Below are 22,228 nucleotides of genomic sequence, written 5' to 3'. Positions count from 1 at the left end.
CGATTGTGTTCTATCGGTTCAGCGCGCGTGTGCGAGTTGCCGATTGCGATGTCCGACGACCCGGCACACCAGGTAGATGCTGAACGAGATGGTGGTGACGAAGGTCGACACCGGAACCCCGGGGGCCAGCGACAGCAGCAGTCCGCCGACCGCGGCGACCTCGGCGAAGATCACCGACAGCACCGTCGCCCGCATCGGGCTCGAGGTCACCTGCGCGGCCGCCGCGGCGGGGGTGATCAACAGCGCGAGCACCAGCAGCGCGCCGACGATCTGCACGCCGAACGCGGCGGTGATGCCGAGCAGTACCGCGAACACGACCGACAGCGCCCGCACCGGCACCCCCCGCGCGATCGCGACCTCGGGATCGGCGCTGGCGAACAGCAACGGCCGATACACCACGGCCAGCACGGCGAGCACGCCCGCGGTACAGGTGACCAGCAGCGCGAGCCCGTCGTAACCGACGCCCGCGACCTGTCCGGTGAGCAGCGAGAACTTCGACCCGGCTCGCTCCGGCGCGAGCCACAGGAACAGCACCGACAGCCCGAGCCCGAACGACAGCACCACCGCGATCACCGAATCACGTTCGCGCGCACGAGAACCCAGCCACCCGAACAGCACGGCCGCGACCACCGAACCGGCGATCGCCCCGAAACCGACTCCGACTCCGACGAGCAGTGCCGCCGACGCACCGGTCAGCGACAGCTCGCTGGTCCCGTGCACCGCGAACGACATCTGCCTGGCGACGATCAGCGGCCCGATCAACCCGGCCAGCAACCCCAACAGCGCACTCGCCAGCAACGCTTGCTGCACGAAGTCGTAACCGAGCAGGTTCGCGGTGGTGCCGAAATCGAACATCTGCTCGAACACCTTGGTGAGCTTTTCCATCAGGTGGTTCCGCCGAGCGCGTCCATGTCGTCGCCGGTCCCGACGACCACCAGCCGCCCGCGCACCCGCAACACCTCGACCTCGGTGTCGTAGAGCTCCGAGAGGGTTTCCGAGGTCATCACCTCGTCGGGGGTACCGATGCGGAAACTGCCGTCGACCAGATACAGCACTCGGTCCACCAGCGGCAGGATCGGATTGATCTCGTGCGTGACGAACAGCACCGCGGTGTCGTGTTCGCGGCGGCGCCTGTCGACCAGTTCGGCGACCAGTCGCTGATTCGCCATGTCCAGGCTCAGTAGCGGTTCGTCGCACAACAGCACCGACGGATCCCCGACCAGCGCCTGCGCGACCCGCAGTCGCTGCTGTTCGCCACCGGACAACGTCTCCAGCGGCGCGTGCGCGAACGACCCGGCACCCACCGCGGCGATGGCGTCGTCGACCTTCTCGGCCCGGCTGCGTCGACCGCGTCTGCCGATGCCCCAACGGTGTCCGTCCACCCCGAGCCCCACCAGATCGACCCCGCGCAGTTGCACTCCGGCGTCGATGGTCTTCTGCTGCGGGATGTAGCCGATGCCCGGATTGCCCACTCCGGCCCGTCGCCCCGCGATCTGGGCGCTGCCCGAGCTCAGCGCGAGCGTGCCGAGCAGTACGCGCAGCAGCGAGGTCTTGCCCGAGCCGTTGGGTCCGAGGACGGCGATGAACTCGCCCGGTCGTACGTCGAGGTCGAGATCACGCCAGAGGGTGCGGTCACCGAAGGACATGGTCGCCGCGCGCAAGCGGATCGCCGCGTCGGCGGCGTCCGAAGCGGTGATCGTCTCCGACAGAGCGGTTGCCTCGGTCATCGGCGTCCTCAGCGCAGTGCGGCGGCGAGCGCCTTGGCGTTGGCGGTCTGCCACTGGATGTAGTCCATGCCGGCGGGCAGGGTTTCGGTGACCTCGACCACGGCGATGCCAGAGGACTGCGCGGTGGCCCGCAGGTCCTGGGTGATCTTGTCCTCGGTCTGGGTGTTGTAGATCAGCGCCTTGACCTGCTTGGCGGTGATCAGGTCGCGAGTGGCGGCGACGGCGGCGGGGGCCGGGTCGGTCTCCTGCTCGATCGCTTCCTGGAACTCGTGCGGGGTCTTGTCCTGCGCGGACGCGGCCTGCAACAGGTAGTGCGCGAGCGGCTCGGACTGGGCGACCGGCGCGTTCGGCGTCTGGGTGGCGATGGTGCCGGTGATGGTGCTGATGCCGATCAGCTGATTCTTGAAGGCGACCGCGCGCTCGGTGTAGGCGCCGGCGTGCGCGGTGTCGACCTGGCCGAGCTCGACGGCGATCTGGTCGGCCACGGCGGCGACGGTGGTCACGTCGTACCAGACGTGCTCGTTCTCGTCGTTCTTGTCCGTGCGCGCCTCGAACGCCTCGACGGTCCGCTTGTCCTTGCCCGAGATGGCCTTCTCGATGAACTCGTCGTAGTGCCCACCGTTGAACACCACAAGATCGGCATCGCTGATCTTGGCGGTGTCGGTGGCCGAGGTCTCGAACGAATGCGGGTCGGCGGCGGGATCGCTGATGATCGAACTCACCTGCGCGTCCGGCCCGGCGACGGCCGCGGCGACCGAGCCCCACACATTGGTGGAGGCCACGATCTGGGGGGTCTCGGAATCGGTGGAGCCGGTGCCGCAGGCGCTGAGGACGGCGACGGCCGCCACGCCCGAGGTGAGACCGGCAAACAAGCGGGCGAATCGTGGGTTCACGCGGCACTCCTGGCGATACTGGCGAGCAAGCTCTAGATCATAATGGAAATCGTTACCGTTTTAGATTAGCAGGACCTTTGCGGATCGGGTAACGAGCCAGGTGATCTCGTGAACACACGGGTAACTCGCCGGGCCCGGGCCGATGTCCCCCATGGAGAACGCCGGCCCGGACCCAACGGTCCTCGCGCCTAGATCTGGCCGAGGGACACGGGAAGGCGGATCTGCTGGCTGAGCAGTTGGGCGCAGCGCAGCAGGCCGAGGTGGCTGTAGGCCTGTGGATGATTACCGAGGGAACGCTCGGCGACCGGGTCGTATTCCTCGCTGAGCAGACCGGTGGGGCCCGCGGCGGCGACGAGCTGTGTGAACAGCGCCTCGGCGTCGGAGCGCCTGCCGATCAGCAGGTAGGCCTCCACCAGCCAGGCGGCGCACAGGTGGAACCCACCTTCGCCGCCGGGCAGTCCGTCGTCGTGGTGGTAGCGATACACCGTCGCACCGCTGCGCAGTTCCGCCTCGGTGGCCACCACCGTCGCGGCGAAGCGCGGGTCGGCGGGGTCGATGAGGCCGCTCAGGCCGATGTGCAGGGTGGCCGCGTCCAGATCGGTGCCGTCGTAGGCGGCGGTGTAGGACTGGACCTCGTCGTTCCAGCCCTTCGCCTTCACCTCGTCGGCGATCGTGTCGCGCAGCGTCACCCAGTCGGGATCGGCGACACGATCGAAGCGCTCCGCCAGGGTCAGGGCGCGGTCGATGGTGAGCCAGCCCATCACCTTCGAGTACACGTGGTGGCGCGGATTGCCGCGGATCTCCCAGATGCCGTGGTCGGGCTCGGTCCAGCGACGCTGCACCGCCGACACCATCGCGTGCACCAGTTCCCAGTCGGCGTCCGGCAGGACCTTGGCGGCCGCGGTGATGCCCTGGCGCTCACGTTCGTGCGCCATCGACGTGATCAGGTCGACGATCGGCCCGAACACGTCGAGCTGCACCTGCATGTTGGCCGCGTTGCCCACGCGCACCGGGCGTGACCCGGCGTATCCGGGCAGCAGGTCGATCACGGCTTCGGGCGGCAGGGTCTCGCCGTAGATCGTGTACAGCGGGTGCAGGCGCTCCGGTCCCGGCAGGGTGTCGAGCACCTTGTGCACCCAGCCGAGGAACTCCTCGGCCTCGGTGAGCGAGCCGAGCGTCACCAGTGCCTGCGCGGTGAGCGATGCGTCACGCAGCCAGCAGTAGCGGTAGTCCCAGTTGCGCACGCCGCCGATGTCCTCGGGCAGCGAGGTGGTCGCCGCGGCCAGGATCGACCCCGACGGGCGATGCACCAGCCCGCGCAGCGTCAGCGCCGAACGCTTCATCAGGTCGGGCTTGAGCGGCGGCAACTGCAACCCGGCCGCCCACTGCGACCAGTACTGCTCGGCGAGCTGGCGACGCTGGGTCTCCGGCGTCATCGAGGGTGCGAGATCGGCGGTTCCACAACGCAATTCGAGGACGACCGGGCCGATCGACGGATCGACCACCGCGCGGGCCTGCTCGTTGGTCCCGTCGGACAGGATCTCCCACTCGACGCCGGGGGAGCGCAGCACCATCGGATCGTTGGTGCCGCTCACCAGGAGCCCGTGACGCACGGCTTCCATGCGCACCGGCACCTGGCCGAATTCCGGCTGCGGCGCGAAGGTGACAACGGCCTTCGCGCTGCCGGTGATCACCCGGGTGAGATCGGTGCGATCGGGGGTGACGTCGTGCGGCAGATAATCGGCCACTTGCAAGCTGGCCCACCGTGTTTCGACCGTCATCGTGCCGTCCACATACCGCTGCGACAGCGGCAGGCTCGGCCGCTCCGGCGCCACCGAGAAGTGGCCTGCCGCCGCGCCGCCGAGCAGATGCGCGAACACCGCCGCCGAATCCGGTTCGGGATGGCAGAACCAGGTGACCGTCGCGTCGGGAGTGAGCAGCGCGACCGAGCGCGGGCTGGCCAACATGCTCAGCCGCTCGATCCGCGGCGCGCTCGCTCCGGCCAGCCAGGTGCGCCGCTCCTCGACCAGGAACGCCAGCGCGCGCGCCACGTCCTCGGTGGTGTCGACGCGCAGTTTGGCGATGGACTCGCCCTCGCCGACCTTGATGCCGACGTCGGGCCCGGACAGCACTCGGAAGGCCTTCTCGTCGGTCACGTCGTCGCCGAAGAACACTGCGGCGGAAGCGCTTTCCTGATGCCGGATGGTGTCGAGCGCGGTGCCCTTGTCGGTGGGGATCACCGCGAGCTCGATCACCGCCTTGCCCTCGGTCACCTGCACGCCCACCCAGCACGCCGGGCCCTGGCGCACCGAAGTCAATGCGCGCCTACCGATTTCGGGGCTGGCATTGCGCACGTGCAGCGCGGCGCTGGCCGGCTTCATCTCGACGGTCACGCCCGGGTTGTCGGCGGCGATCTTCGACAACGCGGAATTGATCTCTGTCAGTAGCTGTTTGGCGTCGTTGTCGATCGCATGCACGAAGCCGACGTCGAACTCCGAGCCGTGACTACCGATCAGCTGCACCTCGACCGGCAGGCGCGAGAGCGCGGCCAGGTCGCGTAGTGCCCGGCCGGAGATCACCGCCGCGGTAGTGTTCGCCAACCCCGCCAGCGCGCGTAGCGCGCTCACCGATTCCCGCTGGGGAAACGCTTTCGCCGGGTCGGACACGATCGGGGCGATTGTCCCGTCGTAGTCCGAGGCAACCAAGAGCCGTGGCACGCGCGCAACCGACGCCAGTGCACGGCGGACATCCAAGGGCAGTTCCTGTGCGCTCACGCATCCAACCTAGTGATGGGAGGAGTTGATCAGGGGGCGCGCAAAACAATACTGCGTCAATTCTGGCGCGCGAGCGGCGCGGCGGGTTGTGAACACCCGAGTGGGTCGTTTGCTCGCGACCGCACGGCAAATTCTGGACCGTCGGTTCGGTACCGACCGCCGGGTTTGCCGAGCTCACCGGGTACGCGGGCGCATCGGCGAGGCGCGCGGGCCCGGTAGATGCGCTGTTTCGCATATGCGACGTCGGCTATGCATCTTCCTACTGGAAGGCGCACAGCCGACGCGTGTCAACAGTGGTGGGCGATTTGTAATGGTTTCGCCCTGGGGTATGCCGGGTTGCTGGGTTATCCGCGATCGCCCAGCAACAGGTCGACGGTGAGCTCCAGTCGTTCCGTGACATCGGTCGCGGAGGCTCGCCGGGTGAGCCAGGCCACGAGGTTGGACAGCCACACGTCGGAGATGACGCGGGCGATGGCGAGCTGACGGTCGTCGGGTTCGCCGTCGCTCATCGCCCGGGCGAAGACGCGGTCCATCACCTTGCCCACCCGATCGACCTCCGCGGCGGCGGAGGCGTCGGCGAACATGAACGCGCGCGTCATCGCCTCGGTGAGCAGCGGATCGCGCTGCATCATCCGGGTGATCTGGGTGAGTAGGCCGTGCATTCGCTCGGATGGTCCGTCGCCGGGTAGTGGCTTGCGCTTGCCCTCGAACATCTCGAATTCCCTGGCCAGCGCCGAAACGAGCAGGTGCACCTTGGAGGGGAAGTAGCGGTAGAGGGTGCCGACGGCGACATCGGCGCGTTCGGCGACCGCCCGCATCTGCACGGCGTCGTAGCCACCCTTGGAGGCCAGCGCGAGGGTTGCGTCGAGGATGCGCTTGCGCCGGTCGCGCTGTGCGCTGGAGCTGAGCTCTTCCTCGGACAGCGTTGTCACGGTGGGCGTTGGTGCGGGACTGTCCATCGTGGAAACCCTTTCGCTTCGTGGAATTTCGTCGGCTGAGCCGCGCGAAAAGCGTGGAGCGAGTGTAGCGCTCTTGACTTATGCCCGGCCCAGATATTAGAACATGTTCTAGGAGTGGGAACCACGCCGGAAGGGCGGATCTTCTTGTGACCATCGCCACCACTGACGAGCATAAAGCCGTCGCGGCGTCGCTGCGGGGCTGGGCGAGTACGGTCGCGCCGATTGAAACAATGCGGACAGGCGGTTCGGGTGCCTGGCGCGACTACTGGCCCGCACTCGGTGAGTTCGGGCTGTTCGAAGTCGCGCTGTCCGAGGACAATGGCGGGCTCGGCGGAACGGTCGCCGACCTCGCGGTCATGCTCGAGCAGACCGGCGACGATCTCGTCGGTGGGCCGGTGCTCGCCACCGCACTGGCCGGATTGATCACCGAGGGCGCGCTCGCCGAGGGCACCCCGTGCGCGGTCGCGGTACCCGGCCACGAGCCGACCGCGAAGGCCGCGGCCACCGATACGGGCTGGAGTGTCACCGGCACTTGGGATTTCGTGTACGGCGCCGATGCCGATACGCAGGTCCTGGTACCCGCCAACACCATCGACGGCACCCGCTGGCTGCTGATCGACGCCGCGGCGGTGGCGATTACGCCGTTGTCGCCGGGCGACCACACCGTGCCGTTGGCGCGTGTGCAGGCCGACCAGGTGGCCGTCGCCGCGGATCACGGCTTCGCGCCGACGGCCGACGTCACCGACCTCTTCGTGGCGCTCGCGGTCTCCGAGCTGGCGGGCGTGGCCGGCTGGTGCTTGCGCACTGCCGTCGAATATGCCCGTGTCCGTGAACAATTCGGCAAGCCCATCGGCAGCTTCCAGGCGATCAAGCACCTGTGCGCCTGGATGTTGTGCCGCACCGAGCTGATCCGCGCGGTCGCCGCCGACGCCGCCGCCGCGATCGACTCCGGTGGCGACGAGCTCCCGATCGCCGCCGCCGTCGCCGCGTCGGTGGCCCTCGACGCCGCGGTCGACAACGCCAAGGACGCCATTCAGGTGCTCGGCGGCATCGGCTTCACCTGGGAGCACGACGCGCACTTCTACCTGCGCCGGGCGAGCTCGCTGCGCCAGCTCCTCGGCGGATCGGCGCGCTGGCGTGCCCGCGTGGCCGAGCTCACCAGGGACGGTCAGCGCCGCACCACCGGCGCCGAACGGGTGCTCGGCGACGCCGCCGTCGACACCGAGCTGGTGGCCGAGATCACCGCCATCGCCGCCCTCGACCCGGCGGATCGGGCGCGGGCGCTGGTGGAGGCGGGCCTGGTGATGCCGCACTGGCCGCGGCCCTACGGTCGCGCTGCCGATCCGATGACCTGCCTGCAGATCGCCGAACAACTGCGCCGCGCCGACCTGGCGGTCCCCGACCTCGCTGTCGCGGGCTGGGCCGTACCGACGCTGCTGCGTTTCGGCACCGAGGAGCAGATCGAACGCTTCGTCCGGCCGACCCTGCACGGCGAGGTCATCTGGTGTCAGCTGTTCAGCGAACCCGGCGCAGGCTCCGATCTCGCCGCCCTGCGCACCACCGCCGAGAAGGTCGACGGTGGCTGGGTGTTGCGCGGCCAGAAGGTATGGACCTCGCTCGGCTCCACCGCGAACTGGGGCATCTGCCTGGCCCGCACCGATCCGTCGGCGGCCAAACATCGCGGCATCAGCTACTTCCTGGTCGATATGCGCGCCGCGGGCGTGCAGGTGCGGCCGCTGGTGCAGATCACCGGCGAGGACCGGTTCAGCGAGGTCTTCCTCGATGACGTGTTCGTGCCCGACGACTGTTTGGTCGGCGCGCTGAACAACGGCTGGAAGATCGCGCGCACCACGCTGTCGGCCGAGCGGGTCGCCATGGGCGGCGGCGGTATCGGGGGCGCGCTCGAAGCCCTGCTCGACCGTTTCCCGGCCGGCGGATGGGGAACAGAACTGCGTGAGGACCGTTTCGGCGCACTGATCACCTCTTCGATTGCTGGATCATTGCTGGAACAGCGAATCGCGGTGGCGACGGTGGCGGGCGTCGACGCGGGCGCGCAAGCGGGCGTCCGCAAACTGGTCGGCGTCCGGCATCGGCAGGAGCTGGCGGAATACGCGCTGGAACTTGTCGGCCAAGAAGGTTCCTTGGACAGCGACGCTCTGAAAGAATTTCTGCTTACCCGGTGTCTGTCGATCGCGGGCGGTACCGAGCAGATCCTGTTGACCGTGGCCGCCGAACGGATTCTCGGCCTGCCGCGCGATGCGGACAGTTAGCTCGATGAGGGAGGACGCCGTGGATTTCACCCGCGACGAAAGCGCCGACGCCGTAGCCGAGGTAGTGGTAAGCCTGCTCGAACGTGAGTCGGCCAGGGATATGGCCCTGTGGCCGAGCCTGATCGACTCCGGTCTGCTCGCCGTGCCGGTGCCGGAACGATTCGGCGGCGACGGCATGGGACTGCTAGAGGTGTCGGCCATGCTCATGGAGCTGGCCACCGATGCCGCGGCGGTGCCCGCACTGCCGACCTTCGGGTTCGGTGTGTTGCCGCTGTTGGGCGTGCTGTCCGACGAGGTGGCCGAGCGGGTGCTCGCCGAGGTCGGTAAGGGCATCGTGCTCACCGCCGCGCTCAACGAACCGGGCGCGCCGTTCACCACCGCGCCCACCACCAAGGCTGTGCGCGACGGCGAGACGGTGCGGATCACCGGCCGCAAGACCGGCGTGATCTACGCCGCGCAAGCGCGCTGGATTCTGGTGCCCACCGATATCGGTGTGGCACTGGTCGATTCGGTGGCGCCGGGAGTCGAGATCATCCCGGTCACCGGTTCGGCGGGCATCCCGGAGGCGACGCTGGTCCTCGACGATGTCGAGATCCCGGCCGACCAACTGCTGCCCGACGCGTTGCCCGTGCTGCACCGCCACGCGCTGGCGTGCATCGGCGCGATGGCCGACGGCCTGTTGAAGGGCGCGATCACCCTCACCGCCGAGCACGTACGCACCAGGGAACAGTTCGGCAGGCCGCTCGCCGAATTCCAGGCCGTGGCCCAGCAGATCGCTGATCTGTACGTGGTGTCGCGCACCCTGCACGTCGCGGCGGAGTCGGCCTGTTGGGCCCTGGCACAGCCCGATGCCTCGCCCGAGCACCAGCACCGCGTCGACGAGGACCTCGACGTGCTCGCCTATTGGGCCGCCGCCGAAGTTCCGCGCGCCATGCAGAAATGTCACCACCTGCACGGAGGACTCGGCGTGGATATCACCCACCCGATGCATCGGTACTACTCGCAGGCCAAAGACCTCGCCCGGCTTCTCGGCGGTGCGGGTCTGCGGCTCGACCTTCTGGGAGCAAGATGTTCATCGATCTGACGGCCGAACAGCGGCGGTTGCGCGAAGAATTGCGTTCCTATTTCGCCGAACTCGTCACCCCGGCGGAAGCCGCCGCGATGGCGGTGGACCGGCACGGCGACGCCTACCGCGAGGTGGTGCGCCGGATGGGTCGCGACGGCTGGCTCGGGGTCGGCTGGCCCAAGGAGTTCGGCGGCCAGGGTTTCGGCCCGATGGAGCAGCAGATCTTCTTCAACGAGGCTGTCCGCGCGGATGTTCCGCTGCCCTTGGTCACCCTGCTGACCGTGGGGCCCACCTTGCAGAAGTACGGCACCGACGCGCAGAAGAAGAAGTTCCTGCCCGGAATCCTCTCCGGCGACATCCATTTCGCCATCGGCTACTCCGAGCCGTCGGCGGGCACCGACCTCGCCGCGCTGCGCACCACCGCGGTGCGCGACGGCGACGGTGACTGGATCGTCAACGGGCAGAAGATCTTCACCACCGGCGCCCATGAAGCCGACTATGTCTGGATGGCGTGCCGCACCGGTTCGGTCGAGTCCCGCCACCGCGGCATCACGATCCTCATCGTGGACACCAAGGATCCCGGCTACTCCTGGACCCCGATCATCACCTGCGACGGCGCCCACCACACCAACGCCACCTATTTCGACGACGTCCGAGTACCCGCGGACATGTTGGTCGGCGAGGAGAACCGCGGCTGGCGGCTGATCACCACCCAGCTCAACCACGAGCGCGTCAGCCTCGGTCCGTCGGGCAAGATCGAACAGCTCTACGACCGCCTGCGCGCCTGGTCCGCGGAGCACGGCCTGCTCGGTGAGCCGGAGGTCCGTCGCGCGCTCGGGCGGGTGCGAACCATGGTGCGGCTCAACGAGTTACTGAACTGGCAGGTCGCCGCCGCCGATGACTCGGCGGCCCAGAACGCGGTGATCGCCGACGCCTCGGCCACCAAGATCTTCTCCACCGAATCGCTGCAGGAAGCCGGTCGTGTGGTCGAGGAGATCATCGGCCGCTTCGGCGACCCGGCCGAGCCCGGCACCGCCGACCTGCTCGGCTGGCTCGACCGGCGCACCAAGCAGAACCTCGTCGTCACCTTCGGTGGCGGCGTCAACGAGATCATGCGTGAACTGGTCGCCACCGCGGGCCTGGATCTCCCGCGCGTCCCCCGATGAACAAGGAGCGGCGCGTGCCGGACAGCATCACCCCCGAAGGCATTGCGGAAGCGCTGGCGAAACTGTCGGCGGCCGGGCAGTCGGCGCCGCGCGCCGGCCGCGACCCGGTGAACCAGCCGATGATCAACAACTGGGTCGAGGCGCTGGGCGACACCAACCCGATCTACGTCGACGCCGAAGCCGCCAGGGCGGCAGGTCATCCCGGCATCGTCGCCCCGCCCGCCATGGCTCAGGTGTGGACGATGAACGGCCTGCGCGGGGTGCGCACCGCCGACGACCCACTCGGCCTGGCGACCCAACTGCTCGACGACGCGGGCTACACCTCCGTGGTCGGCACCAACTGTGAGCAGACCTACCACCGCTACCTGGAGCCGGGCGAGCAGGTGACGGTGACCAGCAGGCTCTCGGAGTTCAAGGGCCCCAAGCGAACCGGACTCGGTGACGGCTGGTTCCTGACCTTCACCACCACCTGGTCGGTCGGCGACGAAGTCGTCACCGAAATGCTCTTCCGCATTCTGAAGTTCGTGCCGGTCGCCGCCGCTACCGAGGCGGAGACCGCTGAATCCGGTACGACGGTGGACGGGCAGACTCCGGCGACCATCGCGCCCGCCGGTCGTGTCGGCCCGGTCATCTCGCGTGACACCGAGTTCTTCTGGGCAGGGACCGAAGTCGGCGAACTGCGGATTCAGCGGCTGCCCGACGGCACGCTGCGTCACCCGCCCGTTCCCGCACTGTGGCAGGACAAATCGGCGACCACCGATTACGTGGTCGCCGCGGGCACCGGCACGGTATTCAGCTTCGTCGTGCACCACGCGCCCAAGGTGCCCGGCCGCGATCTGCCCTTCGTGGTCGCCCTGGTGGAACTCGACGAGGGTGTGCGGATGCTCGGCGAACTGCGCGGCGTCGACCCGGCCGAGGTCGCCATCGACCTGCCGGTGCGCGCCGCCTTCGAAAAGCTCGCCGACGGCACCGTACTGCCGTACTGGCAGGCCGTGTGATGACCGCCGCCGCATCGCCGACCCGCTCCGCCCGTTGGGAAAGGACGCCCCGATGACTCCCACCGTCGAACTCGCCACCGTCGCGGTGGGAACCACTCTGCCGGAGTTGGTGATCCACGCCGACCCGACCTTCGTCATCAGTACGGCCATGGCCACGCGGGACTTCCAGGACGTGCACCACGACCGCGACAAGGCGGTCGAGCGCGGGTCGAGCGACATCTTCGTCAACATCCTCACCGACACCGGTCTGGTGCAGCGCTTCGTCACCGACTGGGCAGGCCCTCGGGCGCGGGTGAAGTCCATCGCCCTGCGGCTCGGCGTCCCCCTGTACGCCGGTGACACCCTGACCCTTTCCGGCACGGTCACCGAGATCGACGGCGCCCGCCTCACCATCGATGTGCACGGCAAGGACAGCCTCGGCGAGCACATCACCGCCACCGCTGTTATCGCGATCCCCGATCTGGAGTCGAAATGAGCACCACAGCCCGGGGCGATTCCGCCGGTCTGTCCGGCCGCGCCGCCATTGTCGGTATCGGTGCCACCGATTTCTCCAAGGATTCCGGCCGCAGCGAATTGCGATTGGCCGCGGAGGCGGTGAGCGCCGCTCTCGCCGACGCCGGCCTCACCCCCGACGATGTCGACGGCCTGACCACCTTCACCATGGACACCAACACCCAGGCCGCCGTCGCCAGGGCCGTCGGTATTCCGAGCCTGAAGTTCTTCAGCCACATCGGTTATGGCGGCGGCGCGGCGTGTGCGACCGTGCAGCAGGCCGCCATGGCGGTGGCTACCGGGGTCGCCGATGTGGTGGTCGCCTATCGGGCGTTCAACGAGCGCTCCGGCGCCCGCTTCGGTCAGTTCTCCCCGGCACTGGCCGCCGCGCCCACGTCGTCGGGGATCGACGCGGGGTGGGCCTACCCGCAGGGTCTGGGCACGCCCGCCGCGCAGGTGGCGATGGTCGCGCGCCGGTACATGCACGTCACCGGCGCCACCAGCGCTGATTTCGGCGCCGTCGCCGTCGCTGATCGCAAGCACGCCGCGGTCAACCCCCATGCCTTCTTCTACGGCAAGCCGATAACCCTGGAGCAGCACCAGGACTCGCGCTGGATCGCCGAACCACTGCACCTGCTCGACTGCTGCCAGGAATCCGACGGCGGCGTGGCCATCGTGGTCACCAGTGCCGAGCGCGCCCGCGATCTCGCGCAGCGCCCGGCGATCATCGCCGCCGCCGCCCAGGGCAGCGCCACCGACCAGTACGTCATGACCAGCTACTACCGCGACGCCATGACCGGTCTGCCCGAAATGGGCCTGGTCGGCGACCAACTGTGGGCGCAGAGCGGCCTGACCGCCGCCGACATGCAGGCTGCCGTCCTCTACGACCATTTCACCCCGTTCGTGCTCATGCAGCTCGAGGAACTGGGCTTCTGCGCCCGTGGCGAGGCCAAGGACTTCATCGCCGACGGTGCCATCGAGATCGGCGGTCGCCTCCCGCTCAATACCCACGGCGGCCAGCTCGGCGAGGCCTACATCCACGGCATGAACGGCATCGCCGAAGCGGTCCGCCAGATTCGGGGCACCTCCGTCAACCAGGTGGACGCCTTGGAGCGGATCCTGGTCACCGCGGGCACCGGCGTCCCCACCTCCGGACTGGTTCTCACCTCGTAACCCGGGTGACCGTTTCCGGTCCGTTCTCGTACGCTCGGCCGGGTGACTCCCTGCCACCTGGTCGACGTACACATCCTGCTGATCCGCGTTGACCAGGTGCTGCTGAGCCTGCGCCGCAGCGGCGACGCGTTCGATCACCGCTGGCACCTGCCGTCGGGGAAACTCGAAGCCGACGAATCGGTGGCGGCGGCTGCCGTGCGCGAAGCGGCGGAGGAGGTCGGGGTCGACATCGATCCCGCCGCGTTGGCTCTGTTCCACGTTGCCCACGTCACCGCGCCGGGCCTGGTTTCGCGGCTCGGGCTGTTCTTTCGCACCGAAAGCTGGCGCGGTGAACCTTTCAATCGAGAACCTGACAAATGCTATGCACTGCAATGGTTCCCGCTGGCCGATCTGCCCGCCGACCTGATCGAATATTCCGCGCTCGGATTGGCCGCGTTGAATTCGGCCGCTACCTATTCCGAATTCGGTTGGCAGGGCCGATAGTTGCGACCACTTGTCAGAAAGTCGGCCAGCGGTCGGGCGAGCTGATCGATGTCGCCGGTCGCACCCGCGCGCAGTCCCGCGAAGCGATCGAAGACGAGCCCTTCCAGCAGTGCGAGGAAGTCGTGGGCCGACGTGCGGGGCTCGGCGGCGCCGAGGGCGGCGAACAGCTCGCTCGCGCGGTCCAGGGAGAACAAGCTGCCTGCCAGGCGAGCGTGCAGTGGCGGATCGGACATGACCTCGATGATCAGGGCGTGCCTGGCGATCAACTCGTGACGGCGATGGGCGAGTAGGTGATCGAGCCAGTCGGCGACATCGCGTGCCACCTGGGTGGGGTCCGGAGGCCGGCCGGGCGGGGAGTCGGGCTGTGCGGCAACGAAATCCGCGCGTGATCGAGCGGTGATCCCTTCCGCGACCGCCTCGATCAAGGCCTGTCGCGTGCGGAAGTAGTACGAGGTGGAACCCGGCGGCAAGGCCAGTTGGGTGTCCAGTGCGCGGTGGGTGAGTGCGCGGACCCCCCGTGTCGCGATGAGTTCGATAGCGCCGACCACGATCTGGTCCCGCCGGTCTGTGGACATCGTCACCTCTCCTGGCCGTCGACGACGTCCATCCTCTACAACTGTAGAGGATCCAGGAGGTGCGCATGAAACCCGACAACGTGGTCCTCGACCCCGCGCAGCAAGCGGCCCTACACGCGCTCGAATCGCTGCTCGACCGGGACGGGCGGCCCGCGAGCCGCGGCGATCGGCGCGCACCTCGGCGTCGTACCGGGCGCCGAGACCCGCGAGTGGTGCGATCCGGCGTCTATCTGCACGGCCGCCCGGGCCGGGGCAAAACCATGGTGATGGACCGCTTCTTCGCCTCGGTCGACACAGATCGCAAGCGCCGCTTCCACTTCCACGCCTTCTTCGCGGCGCTACACACCGCCACCCACGTCCTCGGCTCGATCGAACGTGGCATCGACGAACTCCTCGGCGATGCCGACCTGGTCTGCTTCGACGAATTCCATGTCACCGACATCGGCGACGCCATGCTCGTCGCCCGCATGCTGGAGACCCTGTTCGCCGAGCACCGCACCCTCGTGGTCACCTCGAACTACCGGCCGGCGGACCTCCTGCCCAACCCTCTGTTCCACGACCACTTCCTCCCCACCATCAAGCAGATCATCGCCAACCTCCACCCCGTGACCCTCGACGGACCGCTCGACTACCGCACCCGCACTGCCCCGCGCGACACCGGCTTCCTCGCGGGTCGTTATGTGCTCACACCGGCGAAGTTCGCCGTCGATCTCGCCGAGGTGTCCATCGGCGACGGTCGAACCCTGCGCGCCCACATCGCGGCCAACACCATCACCGTCGACTTCCATCACATCTGCGCCGCCGCGACCAGCGCCGCCGACTACCTCCGGCTCGCCGAGCGCTACCACCGCTGGACCCTGCACTCGGTCCCACCGCTGCGCGAGGTCCCACTCGATTGGTCCATGCGCCTGGTGAACCTCGTCGACGTCGTCTACGACGCCGACCTCCCGTTCACCATCCACGCCTCGCTACCCCCGCAGCGACTGACCGGGGGCGTGCCCGCGATCCCCGATCTGGCGCGCACCGCCAGCCGCCTCGGCGAGTTGCCATTAAATGGCGCGTCGCCGGTGCGCAATGCGTAGCAAGTCCTTGTTGCTGGGGGGACAATTATGTGGAGGGTCCAAAAGCATCGATTTCCTCGCGAGCGGACCACTCGGCATGTAACTATGTGGCTGTTTTGTGCAGTCTTCTGGGGTTTGGTGGTACAGCTGTGATCGGGGTGAATCAGCCCATAACGCGGGCGATTGTCGTGATCGCACTCGTCGTCGCCTCGACGATCGCTCTGCAGGGCACGCTGCCCGGCGCCGGCGACACGTCGTCGGGCGCCCCTTCGCCGTTGCTCATCGCCGTGATGCCGGTGCTGCTGCTGGTCTCCATCGTCATCCTCATCGCGGGCGTGATCGCCAGCCAGCACCGCCTGCCCCTGGCGATGCCGGAAGCCGAACGCGACGCCATGCCGCGTATCCAGTGGCATCGGATGGCTCTGCTGATTCCGATCGCCGTCGCCGCTGTCGCGCTGATCTTCGCCGGCGGCGTCACCGCGCTGTTCCTGCTGCCCGGTGCCCGTCCGATGAACCCGGCCGCTGAAACGCTGGCCGAGGGCTCCGGCCCGGTCCCCACGACCGACACGCACGCCGCCGACCCCACCACCGGGCCCACCGAGCTCACCGGCACCGCCCTGGTGATCGCGGCGGTGCTGGCCATCGTGCTGATCGTCGTCGCACTGGTCGGCCTGATCGTCGTCGCGGTGGCCGCGCGCCGCGAACCGGCCACCGCGGCCCCCGTCGAGGACGAGCCGACCCCCAGCGAAGTCGATTCCCTCACGCGCGCCGCCGAGATGGGCCTGGCCGCGATGAACGCCCCAGGCCAGGACCCGCGCACCGCCATCATCGCCTGCTATGTGGCGATGGAACGCGGCCTGTCCAGCGACCGCGCCGCCCGTCCGCTGGCGTCCGACACCCCGATGGAAGTGCTGGCCAGGGCGTTCGAAAGCGGTGTGCTGCACGATGCCTCGGCCCGCGAGCTGGTCGCGCTGTTCGAGGAGGCGCGGTTCAGCCCGCACTCGATGCTCGAATGGCAGCGCATGCGCGCCGAACAACTGCTGCGCATCGTGCTCACCGATCTGCAGCGCAGGCTGGTGCCGGCATGAGCGGTCAGCGCCCGGAGGCGGTAGCGAAGTGTGACCACGTAGGGCGCCCGAGCATGCCGAATGGACACGGCATGAGCGGTCAGCGCCCGGAGGCGGTAGCGAAGTGTGACCACGTAGGGCGCCCGAGCATGCCGAATGGACACAGCATGAGCGGTCAGCGCCCGGAGGCGGTAGCCCGCGTCACCACGCGGCACGCCCGAGCATGCCAGGAGGACACGGCGTGAGTCGGACTTCGGTGATCGTCACGGCCCTCCTCGCGGTCGCTGTGATCGAAGTGGTGCTGGTGCGCCTGAACCGCGACTCGGTGCTGCTCGCGGTCGCCGTGCCGGTGGCCGCGGCGCTCGCGATGTTGGTCTGGTCGCTGCGTCACCGTGTGATCCGCGAGGAACCACTTACCGAGTACATCGACAACGGACCGGCGGAGATGCTCGGTCGCTGGCACGCGCGCGCCGAAATGCTCACCGCCCGCGCCGACGGCACCCGCGCCGACTGGGACCGCCACCTGCGGCCGCTGCTGGCCAAGGAATTCGAGCTGTCCACCGGGCTGCGGGTCTCCAAGAATCGCCGGGCCACCGAGGCCGCCGGTCAGCTGCAGTTCGGACCAGAACTGTGGCGCTGGGTGGATCCGGCGAACTCCGCGCTGCGCGATCAAACCGGTCGCGCACCGGGTAGGGAGGCGCTGGATGAGATCCTGCGCCGTTTGCAGACGATGTGAGGGGTTAGAGGCCACCGATGACAATGCCGTTGAACGTGACCGTCCAGCGCTCCGATGCCGTACTGCGTGAGCTGGGTCGGGTCGTAGTCGGCAAGCGAGATGAGATGCAGCTCATCATGATTGCCGTGCTGGCCGGAGGGCACGTACTCATCGAGGACCTGCCGGGACTCGGAAAGACCCTGATCGCGCGGTCTTTCGCGGCCGCGCTCGGACTCGACTTCACCCGCGTGCAGTTCACGCCGGATCTACTGCCCGCCGACCTGCTGGGTTCGACGATCTACGACATGGCTTCGGGCCGTTTCAACTTCCGTCGTGGCCCGGTGTTCACCAATGTGCTGCTCGCCGACGAGATCAACCGCACTCCGCCCAAGACCCAGGCTGCCCTGCTGGAGGCGATGGCCGAGGGTCAGGTGAGCATCGACGGCGAAACATTCCTGCTCCCACAGCCTTTCGTCGTGCTGGCCACCGACAACCCGATCGAGTACGAGGGCACCTACCCGCTGCCCGAGGCCCAGCTCGACCGTTTCGCCATCCAGCTGCGCCTGGGCTACCTCTCCGAGGCCGACGAGACGCAGATGATCCGGCGCAGGCTCGAACGTGGCTCCACCGCACCGCAAGTCGGCCAGGTGGTCGACGCGCAGGGGCTGATGGAAATGCGGCAGTCGGTCGAATTCGTCACCGTGCACCCCGATGTCGTGAACTACGTGGTGGCGCTGGCCTCGGCCACCCGCAGCCACCCGCAGGTCGAGGTCGGCGCCAGCCCGCGCGCCGAACTGGATCTGGTGCAGATGTCGCGGGCTCGCGCGCTGCTGCTCGGACGCGACTACGTGATCCCGGAGGACGTCAAAGCGCTGGCGGTGCCCGCCATGTCGCACCGCATCACCCTGCGCCCGGAGATGTGGGTCCGCCGCATCCGCGGTGAGGACGTGATCACCGAACTACTGCGCCGGCTACCGGTACCCCGCGCCACCAGCACATGAAGCACCGCGACGAATCGAGATCGGTCGAGGTCGACCTCCGGTGGCGACCCGCACCGCTGGTGTTCATCTTGGCCGGTTGCGCCGCGGCGGCGCTGGTCGTCGCGGTGCTGCTCGGGCAGTGGCAGCTGGTCGTGTTCGCCGCGCCGATGCTCGGTGTGCTCGCCACCGCCCCGTGGCAGCAGGCGCCGACCCGGGTGCAGGTAGACGGCAGCGGCACCGTTCGTTGTTTCGAGAACGAAGTGATCGGGTGCAGCGCCGCGGCTTTCGTCGAGAGTGGACACGCGCTGCTGCGGATGACGGCCCTGCCGATGCCCGGCCTGGAACTCGAGGTCGAGGAATCCCACGATTCCGGCGGCGCGCCCGCGGGGATGCGGCTGGGGCTCTCGGCCGCCCGCTGGGGACGCTACCCGGTGCAGGTGAAGGTGTCGGCGTTGAGCCCGGCCGGTCTCGCGGTCGCGACAACCGAGCTGCCCGCGGCCAAGCTCTATGTCTATCCCATCGCCGATCCGCAGCGAATGCGCTTGCCGCGCACCGAACTTCCCGACCGCATCGGCACCCACCTGACCCGCCGACACGGCCCCGGCGTCGAATACGCCGATATCCGCGCCTACACCCCGGGCGATCAATTGCGTGCGGTCAACTGGCCGGTGAGCGCGCGGCGCGGCAGGCTCTACGTCACCCAGCGGTTCACCAACCGCTCCGCCGACGTGGTGGTCATGGTCGACACCTCCTTGCAGGCGCCGGGCCCGGCCACCGCCTCGCTGGAACTGTCGGTGCGTGGCGCGGCCCAGGTGGTGCAGTCGACCCTGCAATCCGGCGATCGGACAGCGGTTGTCTGCCTCGGTGAATCGCCGCGCTGGCTGCGCCCCGATATCGGCCGCAGGCAGTTCTACCGCATCGTCGACACCGTCCTCGGTGTCGGTGACGAGCACGTCGAGACCACCGGCACCCTCGCCCCGCACGCCGCCGTCCCGATCGGCGCGATCGTGGTCGCCTTCTCCACCCTGCTCGACACCCAGTTCGCGCTGGCCCTGATCGATCTGCGCAAACGCGGCCACGTGGTCGTCGCGGTCGACGTGCTGCGCGGCACGCCCTTCGAGGACGGCCTCGACCCGACCATGGCCAAGATGTGGCAGCTCGAACGCGCCTCGATGTATCGGGATATGGGCACTGTCGGTGTGGACATCATCGCCTGGCCCGAAGGCACGCGCCTCGACCAGGCCATGCGCCTGCTGCCCGAACACCGCCGCGCAGTACGGGTACGCCGATGACGAGATTTCTGGCCCTTCTGGCCGGCCTGCTCCTGGTCGCCGCGGTCGCGCTGATCAACCCCATCGCCGGGGTGCCCGCACTGGTTCTGGTCATCGCGAGCTGGTGGTGGCGCCCGGCCTCGGTCGGCGCGGTCCTGATCACCATCGCCGCGCTGGCCGTCTCCGATGTGGGCGTCACAGCCGCGGCGGCAGCGGGTTTGGTGGCCACCACCTACCTGCTCAACGCCGCCGTGCTGCACGCGCCCGACGGCGTGGTGCCCACCACGATCCCCTCGGTCGGTGGCGCGGTCCTGTTCACCATCGCCGCCGCCACGGCGGCCTGGGTGCCCGTCCAACTGATCTGGGCCCCGCTGGCCGCACCCATCCTCATCGTCGCGATCTACGCCCTGCTGGTGAGTGGCCTCGCGGCCAAGGGCCCGACGGTCGAAGAGATCCGCGTCGAGTAGGACCCTCAGGCAGGGTCTTTGACCAGCACGGCCCGGGTGTAGAGCAGCGCGAAGCCCTGGGATTGGGAGTTCTTCTGGGATTTCGATCCGGGCTCGGTGGTGACGACCGCGAGATCGCAGTCGGCCACGGCCGCGGCACGGAGCCTGGCCGAGAGCAGCGCTGTCTGGACGCCTTGTCGGCGGTGCGCGGGCAGGGTGGCCGCCCCGGCGAGAGCGGCGATGCCGCCGGCCATGCGAAGGCTGGCGCCGCCTGCGGGAACGCCGTCTCGGTAGGCCAGGTAGCGGTGGGTGTCGCCTGCGGTGGCGAGGTCCCGGACGACAGTGGCGAGGATGTCGCGGGGGAACTCTTCGTGGGCGGGTCGACCGTCGTCGTCGGGGTGGGCGAAGCCCTCCACGACGGTATCGAGCCAGGTATCGAACCCGTTCTCGTCATCGCGACGTACCTCGACCGACTGCGGTGTCGGCCAGGCGCGTCCCCGTGGACGCAGGCCGAGCACGTTCTCGAACGACGTCAACCGGTACCCGCGGGCGGTCAGGTCTGCCCCGATCCGAGGGTCGGCCAGATGTGCCAATTCCACCTGGACCGGCGCCCCCACCTCGGCGTAAGCCTGTTCGACAGCCTCCCATTGCCCCACCGTCGGCACCCCGGCGAAGCCGACCCCGACCACCTTGTTCAGCGGGGAGCCGGGCGCCGCGAAACATGCCGCGCCACCGGCGATCTCCTGGGCGAACCCGCCGTTGCTCCGTCGCAGCCCCGTACGCACCCCGCCGGTGATGGCATCGGTCTCCATCCGCTCTATCCGGGCAGCCGTGGCGGTATCGCAGAACAATGTCGCCGCATCCTCGCTCATCAGCCAGTTATATCGCCCTTGTCCAGCGGTTTTCCGGCGATCAGCGCACTAGCGGTCGGGGCGCCATGGAATGCGGCCGTCGCCGTCGCCGGAGGAAGTCCGGTGCTCGGACCAGTCCCACAGGGGTTGCAGGGATTCGGCGAGGAGGGCGCCTTCGGTGGTGAGTTCGTAGGCGCCACGTGCGCCGTTCTTGCGGATCAGCGCCGCGGACTGGAGTTGCTGCAACCGGTCCGAGAGCATGCTCGACGAGCAATTGCCCATGCGTCGGCGGATGTCGAGGAAGCCGAGGGGACCGGGCTCCAGTTCCCAGATCACGCGCAGCATCCAGCGCTGGCCGAGGAGGTCGATCGCGGCCAGGATCGCTTGGGAGGGCTCGTCGCCGGTTGCGCTTCTCATTCAGAAGCACGATAGTTGCTTCTGAATCAGAAGCGTTATGGCCGGTCGGGGTGTGGACGAGGAGATCGACGATGGATTCGACAGAGCGGCGAAATCAGCGGATCGTGCTGGTCACCGGGGCTTCACGGGGGATCGGGGCGGAGGCTGCCGCGCAGTTCGGCGCGGCGGGAGCGCATGTCGTCGTGAACTTTCGGGAGAAGCGCAAGCGGGCCGAGGCCGTCGTGGACGGGATCGTGACGACGGGTGGGAGCGCCTCGGTGCTCGGCGCCGATGTGTCCGATCCGGCGGCTGTCGAGGCGATGGTCGAGGAGATCGGCCGGACGTTCGGGCGACTGGATACCTTGGTGCTCAACGCATCCGGTGGACTCGAGCGGGATGTCGACCCCGGGTACGCGCTGCGGCTCAACCGGGATGCGCAGGTGAACCTGGCGACGGCGATACTGCCGCTGATGCCGACGGGTGGCCGGATCGTGTTCGTGACCAGTCATCAGGCGCACTTCTTCCGCGAAAAGGGCGACGTACCCGCCGGGTACGCGCCGATCGCGGCGAGTAAGCGGGCCGGGGAGGATGCGCTACGGGCACTGATTCCCGAATTCCGTGCGCGGGGCGTCGGTTTCACGGTGGTCTCCGGAGACATGATCGACGGCACCATCATCGTGCGCCTGCTCGAACGGCGCGACCCGAGCAGCGTCGAGTCACGTCGAGAAGCGGGGCCGTTGCCCACGGTCGAGGAGTTCGCGCGCGTGATCGTGCACGCGGGAACTGAGGACAGCGCCGAGGGGCAGACGCGTTATGTCGGCGGTGACGACTACCTCGCGACAGGCGCTCGGTGACCGAGCAACGG

General features: G+C 68.6%; 22 protein-coding genes. 14 read left to right on the top strand and 8 right to left on the bottom strand.

Translation table 11 applies throughout. The annotated features are described in order from the left end of the window. Positions 1-18: 18 nt before the first annotated feature. The 5 genes from ACFWUR_RS19645 to kstR form a co-directional block, all read right to left on the bottom strand. Positions 19-885 (bottom strand): metal ABC transporter permease, encoded by an 867-nt coding sequence (locus tag ACFWUR_RS19645; protein ID WP_378908641.1) that lies wholly within the window; start codon positions 883-885, stop codon positions 19-21. Further along, positions 885-1,727, bottom strand: a complete 843-nt coding sequence (locus tag ACFWUR_RS19640) for a metal ABC transporter ATP-binding protein (protein WP_378908640.1) — start codon at positions 1,725-1,727, stop codon at positions 885-887. Before ACFWUR_RS19640 ends, ACFWUR_RS19645 begins: the two co-directional genes overlap by 1 nt. A gap of 8 nt (positions 1,728-1,735) precedes the next feature. Further along, positions 1,736-2,620, bottom strand: coding sequence for a metal ABC transporter solute-binding protein, Zn/Mn family (locus ACFWUR_RS19635; protein WP_378908639.1), 885 nt, complete (start codon positions 2,618-2,620; stop codon positions 1,736-1,738). 188 nt (positions 2,621-2,808) lie between these two features. Next, entirely contained in the window at positions 2,809-5,394 is a 2,586-nt protein-coding gene (gene otsB / locus ACFWUR_RS19630; RefSeq protein ID WP_378908637.1) for a trehalose-phosphatase, read from the bottom strand. 344 nt (positions 5,395-5,738) lie between these two features. Next, positions 5,739-6,353 carry a cholesterol catabolism transcriptional regulator KstR gene (gene kstR, locus ACFWUR_RS19625; protein WP_378908636.1) on the bottom strand — a complete coding sequence of 205 codons (615 nt, stop codon included), beginning with the start codon at positions 6,351-6,353 and terminating at the stop codon, positions 5,739-5,741. Positions 6,354-6,499: 146 nt separating this feature from the next. On the opposite strand from kstR, the gene ACFWUR_RS19620 reads away from it, so the two are divergent. The 7 genes from ACFWUR_RS19620 to ACFWUR_RS19590 are packed head-to-tail and all read left to right on the top strand — an operon-like array spanning position 6,500 to position 14,001. Next, complete coding sequence (locus ACFWUR_RS19620) at positions 6,500-8,623, top strand: acyl-CoA dehydrogenase family protein (protein ID WP_378908635.1); 2,124 nt, start codon at positions 6,500-6,502, stop codon at positions 8,621-8,623. A gap of 4 nt (positions 8,624-8,627) precedes the next feature. Then, on the top strand, positions 8,628-9,707 hold the full coding sequence (locus tag ACFWUR_RS19615; RefSeq protein WP_378908633.1) for an acyl-CoA dehydrogenase family protein: 1,080 nt from the start codon (positions 8,628-8,630) through the stop codon (positions 9,705-9,707). After that, positions 9,692-10,855, top strand: coding sequence for an acyl-CoA dehydrogenase family protein (locus ACFWUR_RS19610; RefSeq protein ID WP_378908632.1), 1,164 nt, complete (start codon positions 9,692-9,694; stop codon positions 10,853-10,855). Before ACFWUR_RS19615 ends, ACFWUR_RS19610 begins: the two co-directional genes overlap by 16 nt. A 14-nt stretch (positions 10,856-10,869) precedes the next feature. Then, entirely contained in the window at positions 10,870-11,853 is a 984-nt protein-coding gene (locus ACFWUR_RS19605; RefSeq protein ID WP_378908630.1) for a bifunctional MaoC family dehydratase N-terminal/OB-fold nucleic acid binding domain-containing protein, read from the top strand. Between the two features lie 52 nt (positions 11,854-11,905). Continuing rightward, positions 11,906-12,328: a MaoC family dehydratase gene (locus ACFWUR_RS19600; protein ID WP_378908629.1), complete on the top strand. Its 423-nt coding sequence runs from the start codon at positions 11,906-11,908 to the stop codon at positions 12,326-12,328. Further along, positions 12,325-13,518 carry a lipid-transfer protein gene (locus ACFWUR_RS19595; RefSeq protein WP_378908627.1) on the top strand — a complete coding sequence of 398 codons (1,194 nt, stop codon included), beginning with the start codon at positions 12,325-12,327 and terminating at the stop codon, positions 13,516-13,518. The genes ACFWUR_RS19600 and ACFWUR_RS19595 overlap by 4 nt, the downstream gene beginning before the upstream one ends. 42 nt (positions 13,519-13,560) lie before the next feature. After that, on the top strand, positions 13,561-14,001 hold the full coding sequence (locus ACFWUR_RS19590) for an NUDIX domain-containing protein (protein WP_378908626.1): 441 nt from the start codon (positions 13,561-13,563) through the stop codon (positions 13,999-14,001). Here ACFWUR_RS19590 and ACFWUR_RS19585 read toward each other — a convergent pair. Further along, positions 13,971-14,576, bottom strand: a complete 606-nt coding sequence (locus ACFWUR_RS19585; RefSeq protein WP_378908624.1) for a TetR/AcrR family transcriptional regulator — start codon at positions 14,574-14,576, stop codon at positions 13,971-13,973. The two genes, ACFWUR_RS19590 and ACFWUR_RS19585, sit on opposite strands and share 31 nt — an antisense overlap. Positions 14,577-14,641: 65 nt before the next feature. Here ACFWUR_RS19585 and zapE point away from each other — a divergent pair, with 65 nt between their 5' ends. From zapE to ACFWUR_RS19555, 6 genes are all read left to right on the top strand, one after another. Beyond that, positions 14,642-15,658, top strand: coding sequence for a cell division protein ZapE (gene zapE / locus ACFWUR_RS19580; RefSeq protein WP_378908623.1), 1,017 nt, complete (start codon positions 14,642-14,644; stop codon positions 15,656-15,658). A 167-nt stretch (positions 15,659-15,825) separates the two neighbouring features. After that, positions 15,826-16,725 (top strand): DUF4129 domain-containing protein, encoded by a 900-nt coding sequence (locus ACFWUR_RS19575; RefSeq protein ID WP_378908621.1) that lies wholly within the window; start codon positions 15,826-15,828, stop codon positions 16,723-16,725. Between the two features lie 220 nt (positions 16,726-16,945). Then, positions 16,946-17,440, top strand: a complete 495-nt coding sequence (locus ACFWUR_RS19570) for a hypothetical protein (RefSeq protein ID WP_378908620.1) — start codon at positions 16,946-16,948, stop codon at positions 17,438-17,440. A gap of 17 nt (positions 17,441-17,457) precedes the next feature. Further along, positions 17,458-18,420 carry an AAA family ATPase gene (locus tag ACFWUR_RS19565; RefSeq protein WP_378908618.1) on the top strand — a complete coding sequence of 321 codons (963 nt, stop codon included), beginning with the start codon at positions 17,458-17,460 and terminating at the stop codon, positions 18,418-18,420. Beyond that, complete coding sequence (locus ACFWUR_RS19560) at positions 18,417-19,691, top strand: DUF58 domain-containing protein (RefSeq protein WP_378908617.1); 1,275 nt, start codon at positions 18,417-18,419, stop codon at positions 19,689-19,691. Before ACFWUR_RS19565 ends, ACFWUR_RS19560 begins: the two co-directional genes overlap by 4 nt. Continuing rightward, positions 19,688-20,137: a hypothetical protein gene (locus ACFWUR_RS19555; RefSeq protein ID WP_378908616.1), complete on the top strand. Its 450-nt coding sequence runs from the start codon at positions 19,688-19,690 to the stop codon at positions 20,135-20,137. The genes ACFWUR_RS19560 and ACFWUR_RS19555 overlap by 4 nt, the downstream gene beginning before the upstream one ends. Positions 20,138-20,142: 5 nt before the next feature. On the opposite strand, the gene ACFWUR_RS19550 is transcribed toward ACFWUR_RS19555, so the two are convergent. Both ACFWUR_RS19550 and ACFWUR_RS19545 read right to left on the bottom strand, forming a co-directional pair. Then, positions 20,143-20,988, bottom strand: a complete 846-nt coding sequence (locus ACFWUR_RS19550) for a GNAT family N-acetyltransferase (protein WP_378908615.1) — start codon at positions 20,986-20,988, stop codon at positions 20,143-20,145. A gap of 48 nt (positions 20,989-21,036) precedes the next feature. Continuing rightward, positions 21,037-21,384 (bottom strand): winged helix-turn-helix transcriptional regulator, encoded by a 348-nt coding sequence (locus tag ACFWUR_RS19545; RefSeq protein WP_378908613.1) that lies wholly within the window; start codon positions 21,382-21,384, stop codon positions 21,037-21,039. Positions 21,385-21,455: 71 nt separating this feature from the next. Between ACFWUR_RS19545 and ACFWUR_RS19540 the strand changes: the two genes are divergently transcribed. After that, positions 21,456-22,217 (top strand): SDR family oxidoreductase, encoded by a 762-nt coding sequence (locus tag ACFWUR_RS19540; RefSeq protein WP_378908612.1) that lies wholly within the window; start codon positions 21,456-21,458, stop codon positions 22,215-22,217. The last annotated feature ends 11 nt before the right edge of the window (positions 22,218-22,228 follow it).

The sequence above is a fragment of the Nocardia sp. NPDC058633 genome (assembly GCF_042717045.1).
Taxonomy (GTDB): domain Bacteria; phylum Actinomycetota; class Actinomycetes; order Mycobacteriales; family Mycobacteriaceae; genus Nocardia.
The sequence above is the reverse complement of the archived record's forward strand: the minus strand, read 5'-3'. Positions and strand labels throughout refer to the sequence as shown.

Excerpts from the sequence above, each read along its gene's own strand:
- ACFWUR_RS19550 (WP_378908615.1), bottom strand. The coding sequence starts at position 20,988 with ATGAGCGAGGATGCGGCGACATTGTTCTGCGATACCGCCACGGCTGCC.
- ACFWUR_RS19560 (WP_378908617.1), top strand. The coding sequence starts at position 18,417 with ATGAAGCACCGCGACGAATCGAGATCGGTCGAGGTCGACCTCCGGTGG.
- ACFWUR_RS19600 (WP_378908629.1), top strand. The coding sequence starts at position 11,906 with ATGACTCCCACCGTCGAACTCGCCACCGTCGCGGTGGGAACCACTCTG.
- ACFWUR_RS19595 (WP_378908627.1), top strand. The coding sequence starts at position 12,325 with ATGAGCACCACAGCCCGGGGCGATTCCGCCGGTCTGTCCGGCCGCGCC.
- ACFWUR_RS19565 (WP_378908618.1), top strand. The coding sequence starts at position 17,458 with ATGACAATGCCGTTGAACGTGACCGTCCAGCGCTCCGATGCCGTACTG.
- ACFWUR_RS19615 (WP_378908633.1), top strand. The coding sequence starts at position 8,628 with ATGAGGGAGGACGCCGTGGATTTCACCCGCGACGAAAGCGCCGACGCC.
- ACFWUR_RS19555 (WP_378908616.1), top strand. The coding sequence starts at position 19,688 with ATGACGAGATTTCTGGCCCTTCTGGCCGGCCTGCTCCTGGTCGCCGCG.
- zapE (WP_378908623.1), top strand. The coding sequence starts at position 14,642 with ATGAAACCCGACAACGTGGTCCTCGACCCCGCGCAGCAAGCGGCCCTA.
- ACFWUR_RS19645 (WP_378908641.1), bottom strand. The coding sequence starts at position 885 with ATGGAAAAGCTCACCAAGGTGTTCGAGCAGATGTTCGATTTCGGCACC.
- ACFWUR_RS19610 (WP_378908632.1), top strand. The coding sequence starts at position 9,692 with ATGTTCATCGATCTGACGGCCGAACAGCGGCGGTTGCGCGAAGAATTG.
- kstR (WP_378908636.1), bottom strand. The coding sequence starts at position 6,353 with ATGGACAGTCCCGCACCAACGCCCACCGTGACAACGCTGTCCGAGGAA.
- ACFWUR_RS19585 (WP_378908624.1), bottom strand. The coding sequence starts at position 14,576 with ATGTCCACAGACCGGCGGGACCAGATCGTGGTCGGCGCTATCGAACTC.
- ACFWUR_RS19545 (WP_378908613.1), bottom strand. The coding sequence starts at position 21,384 with ATGAGAAGCGCAACCGGCGACGAGCCCTCCCAAGCGATCCTGGCCGCG.
- ACFWUR_RS19540 (WP_378908612.1), top strand. The coding sequence starts at position 21,456 with ATGGATTCGACAGAGCGGCGAAATCAGCGGATCGTGCTGGTCACCGGG.
- ACFWUR_RS19640 (WP_378908640.1), bottom strand. The coding sequence starts at position 1,727 with ATGACCGAGGCAACCGCTCTGTCGGAGACGATCACCGCTTCGGACGCC.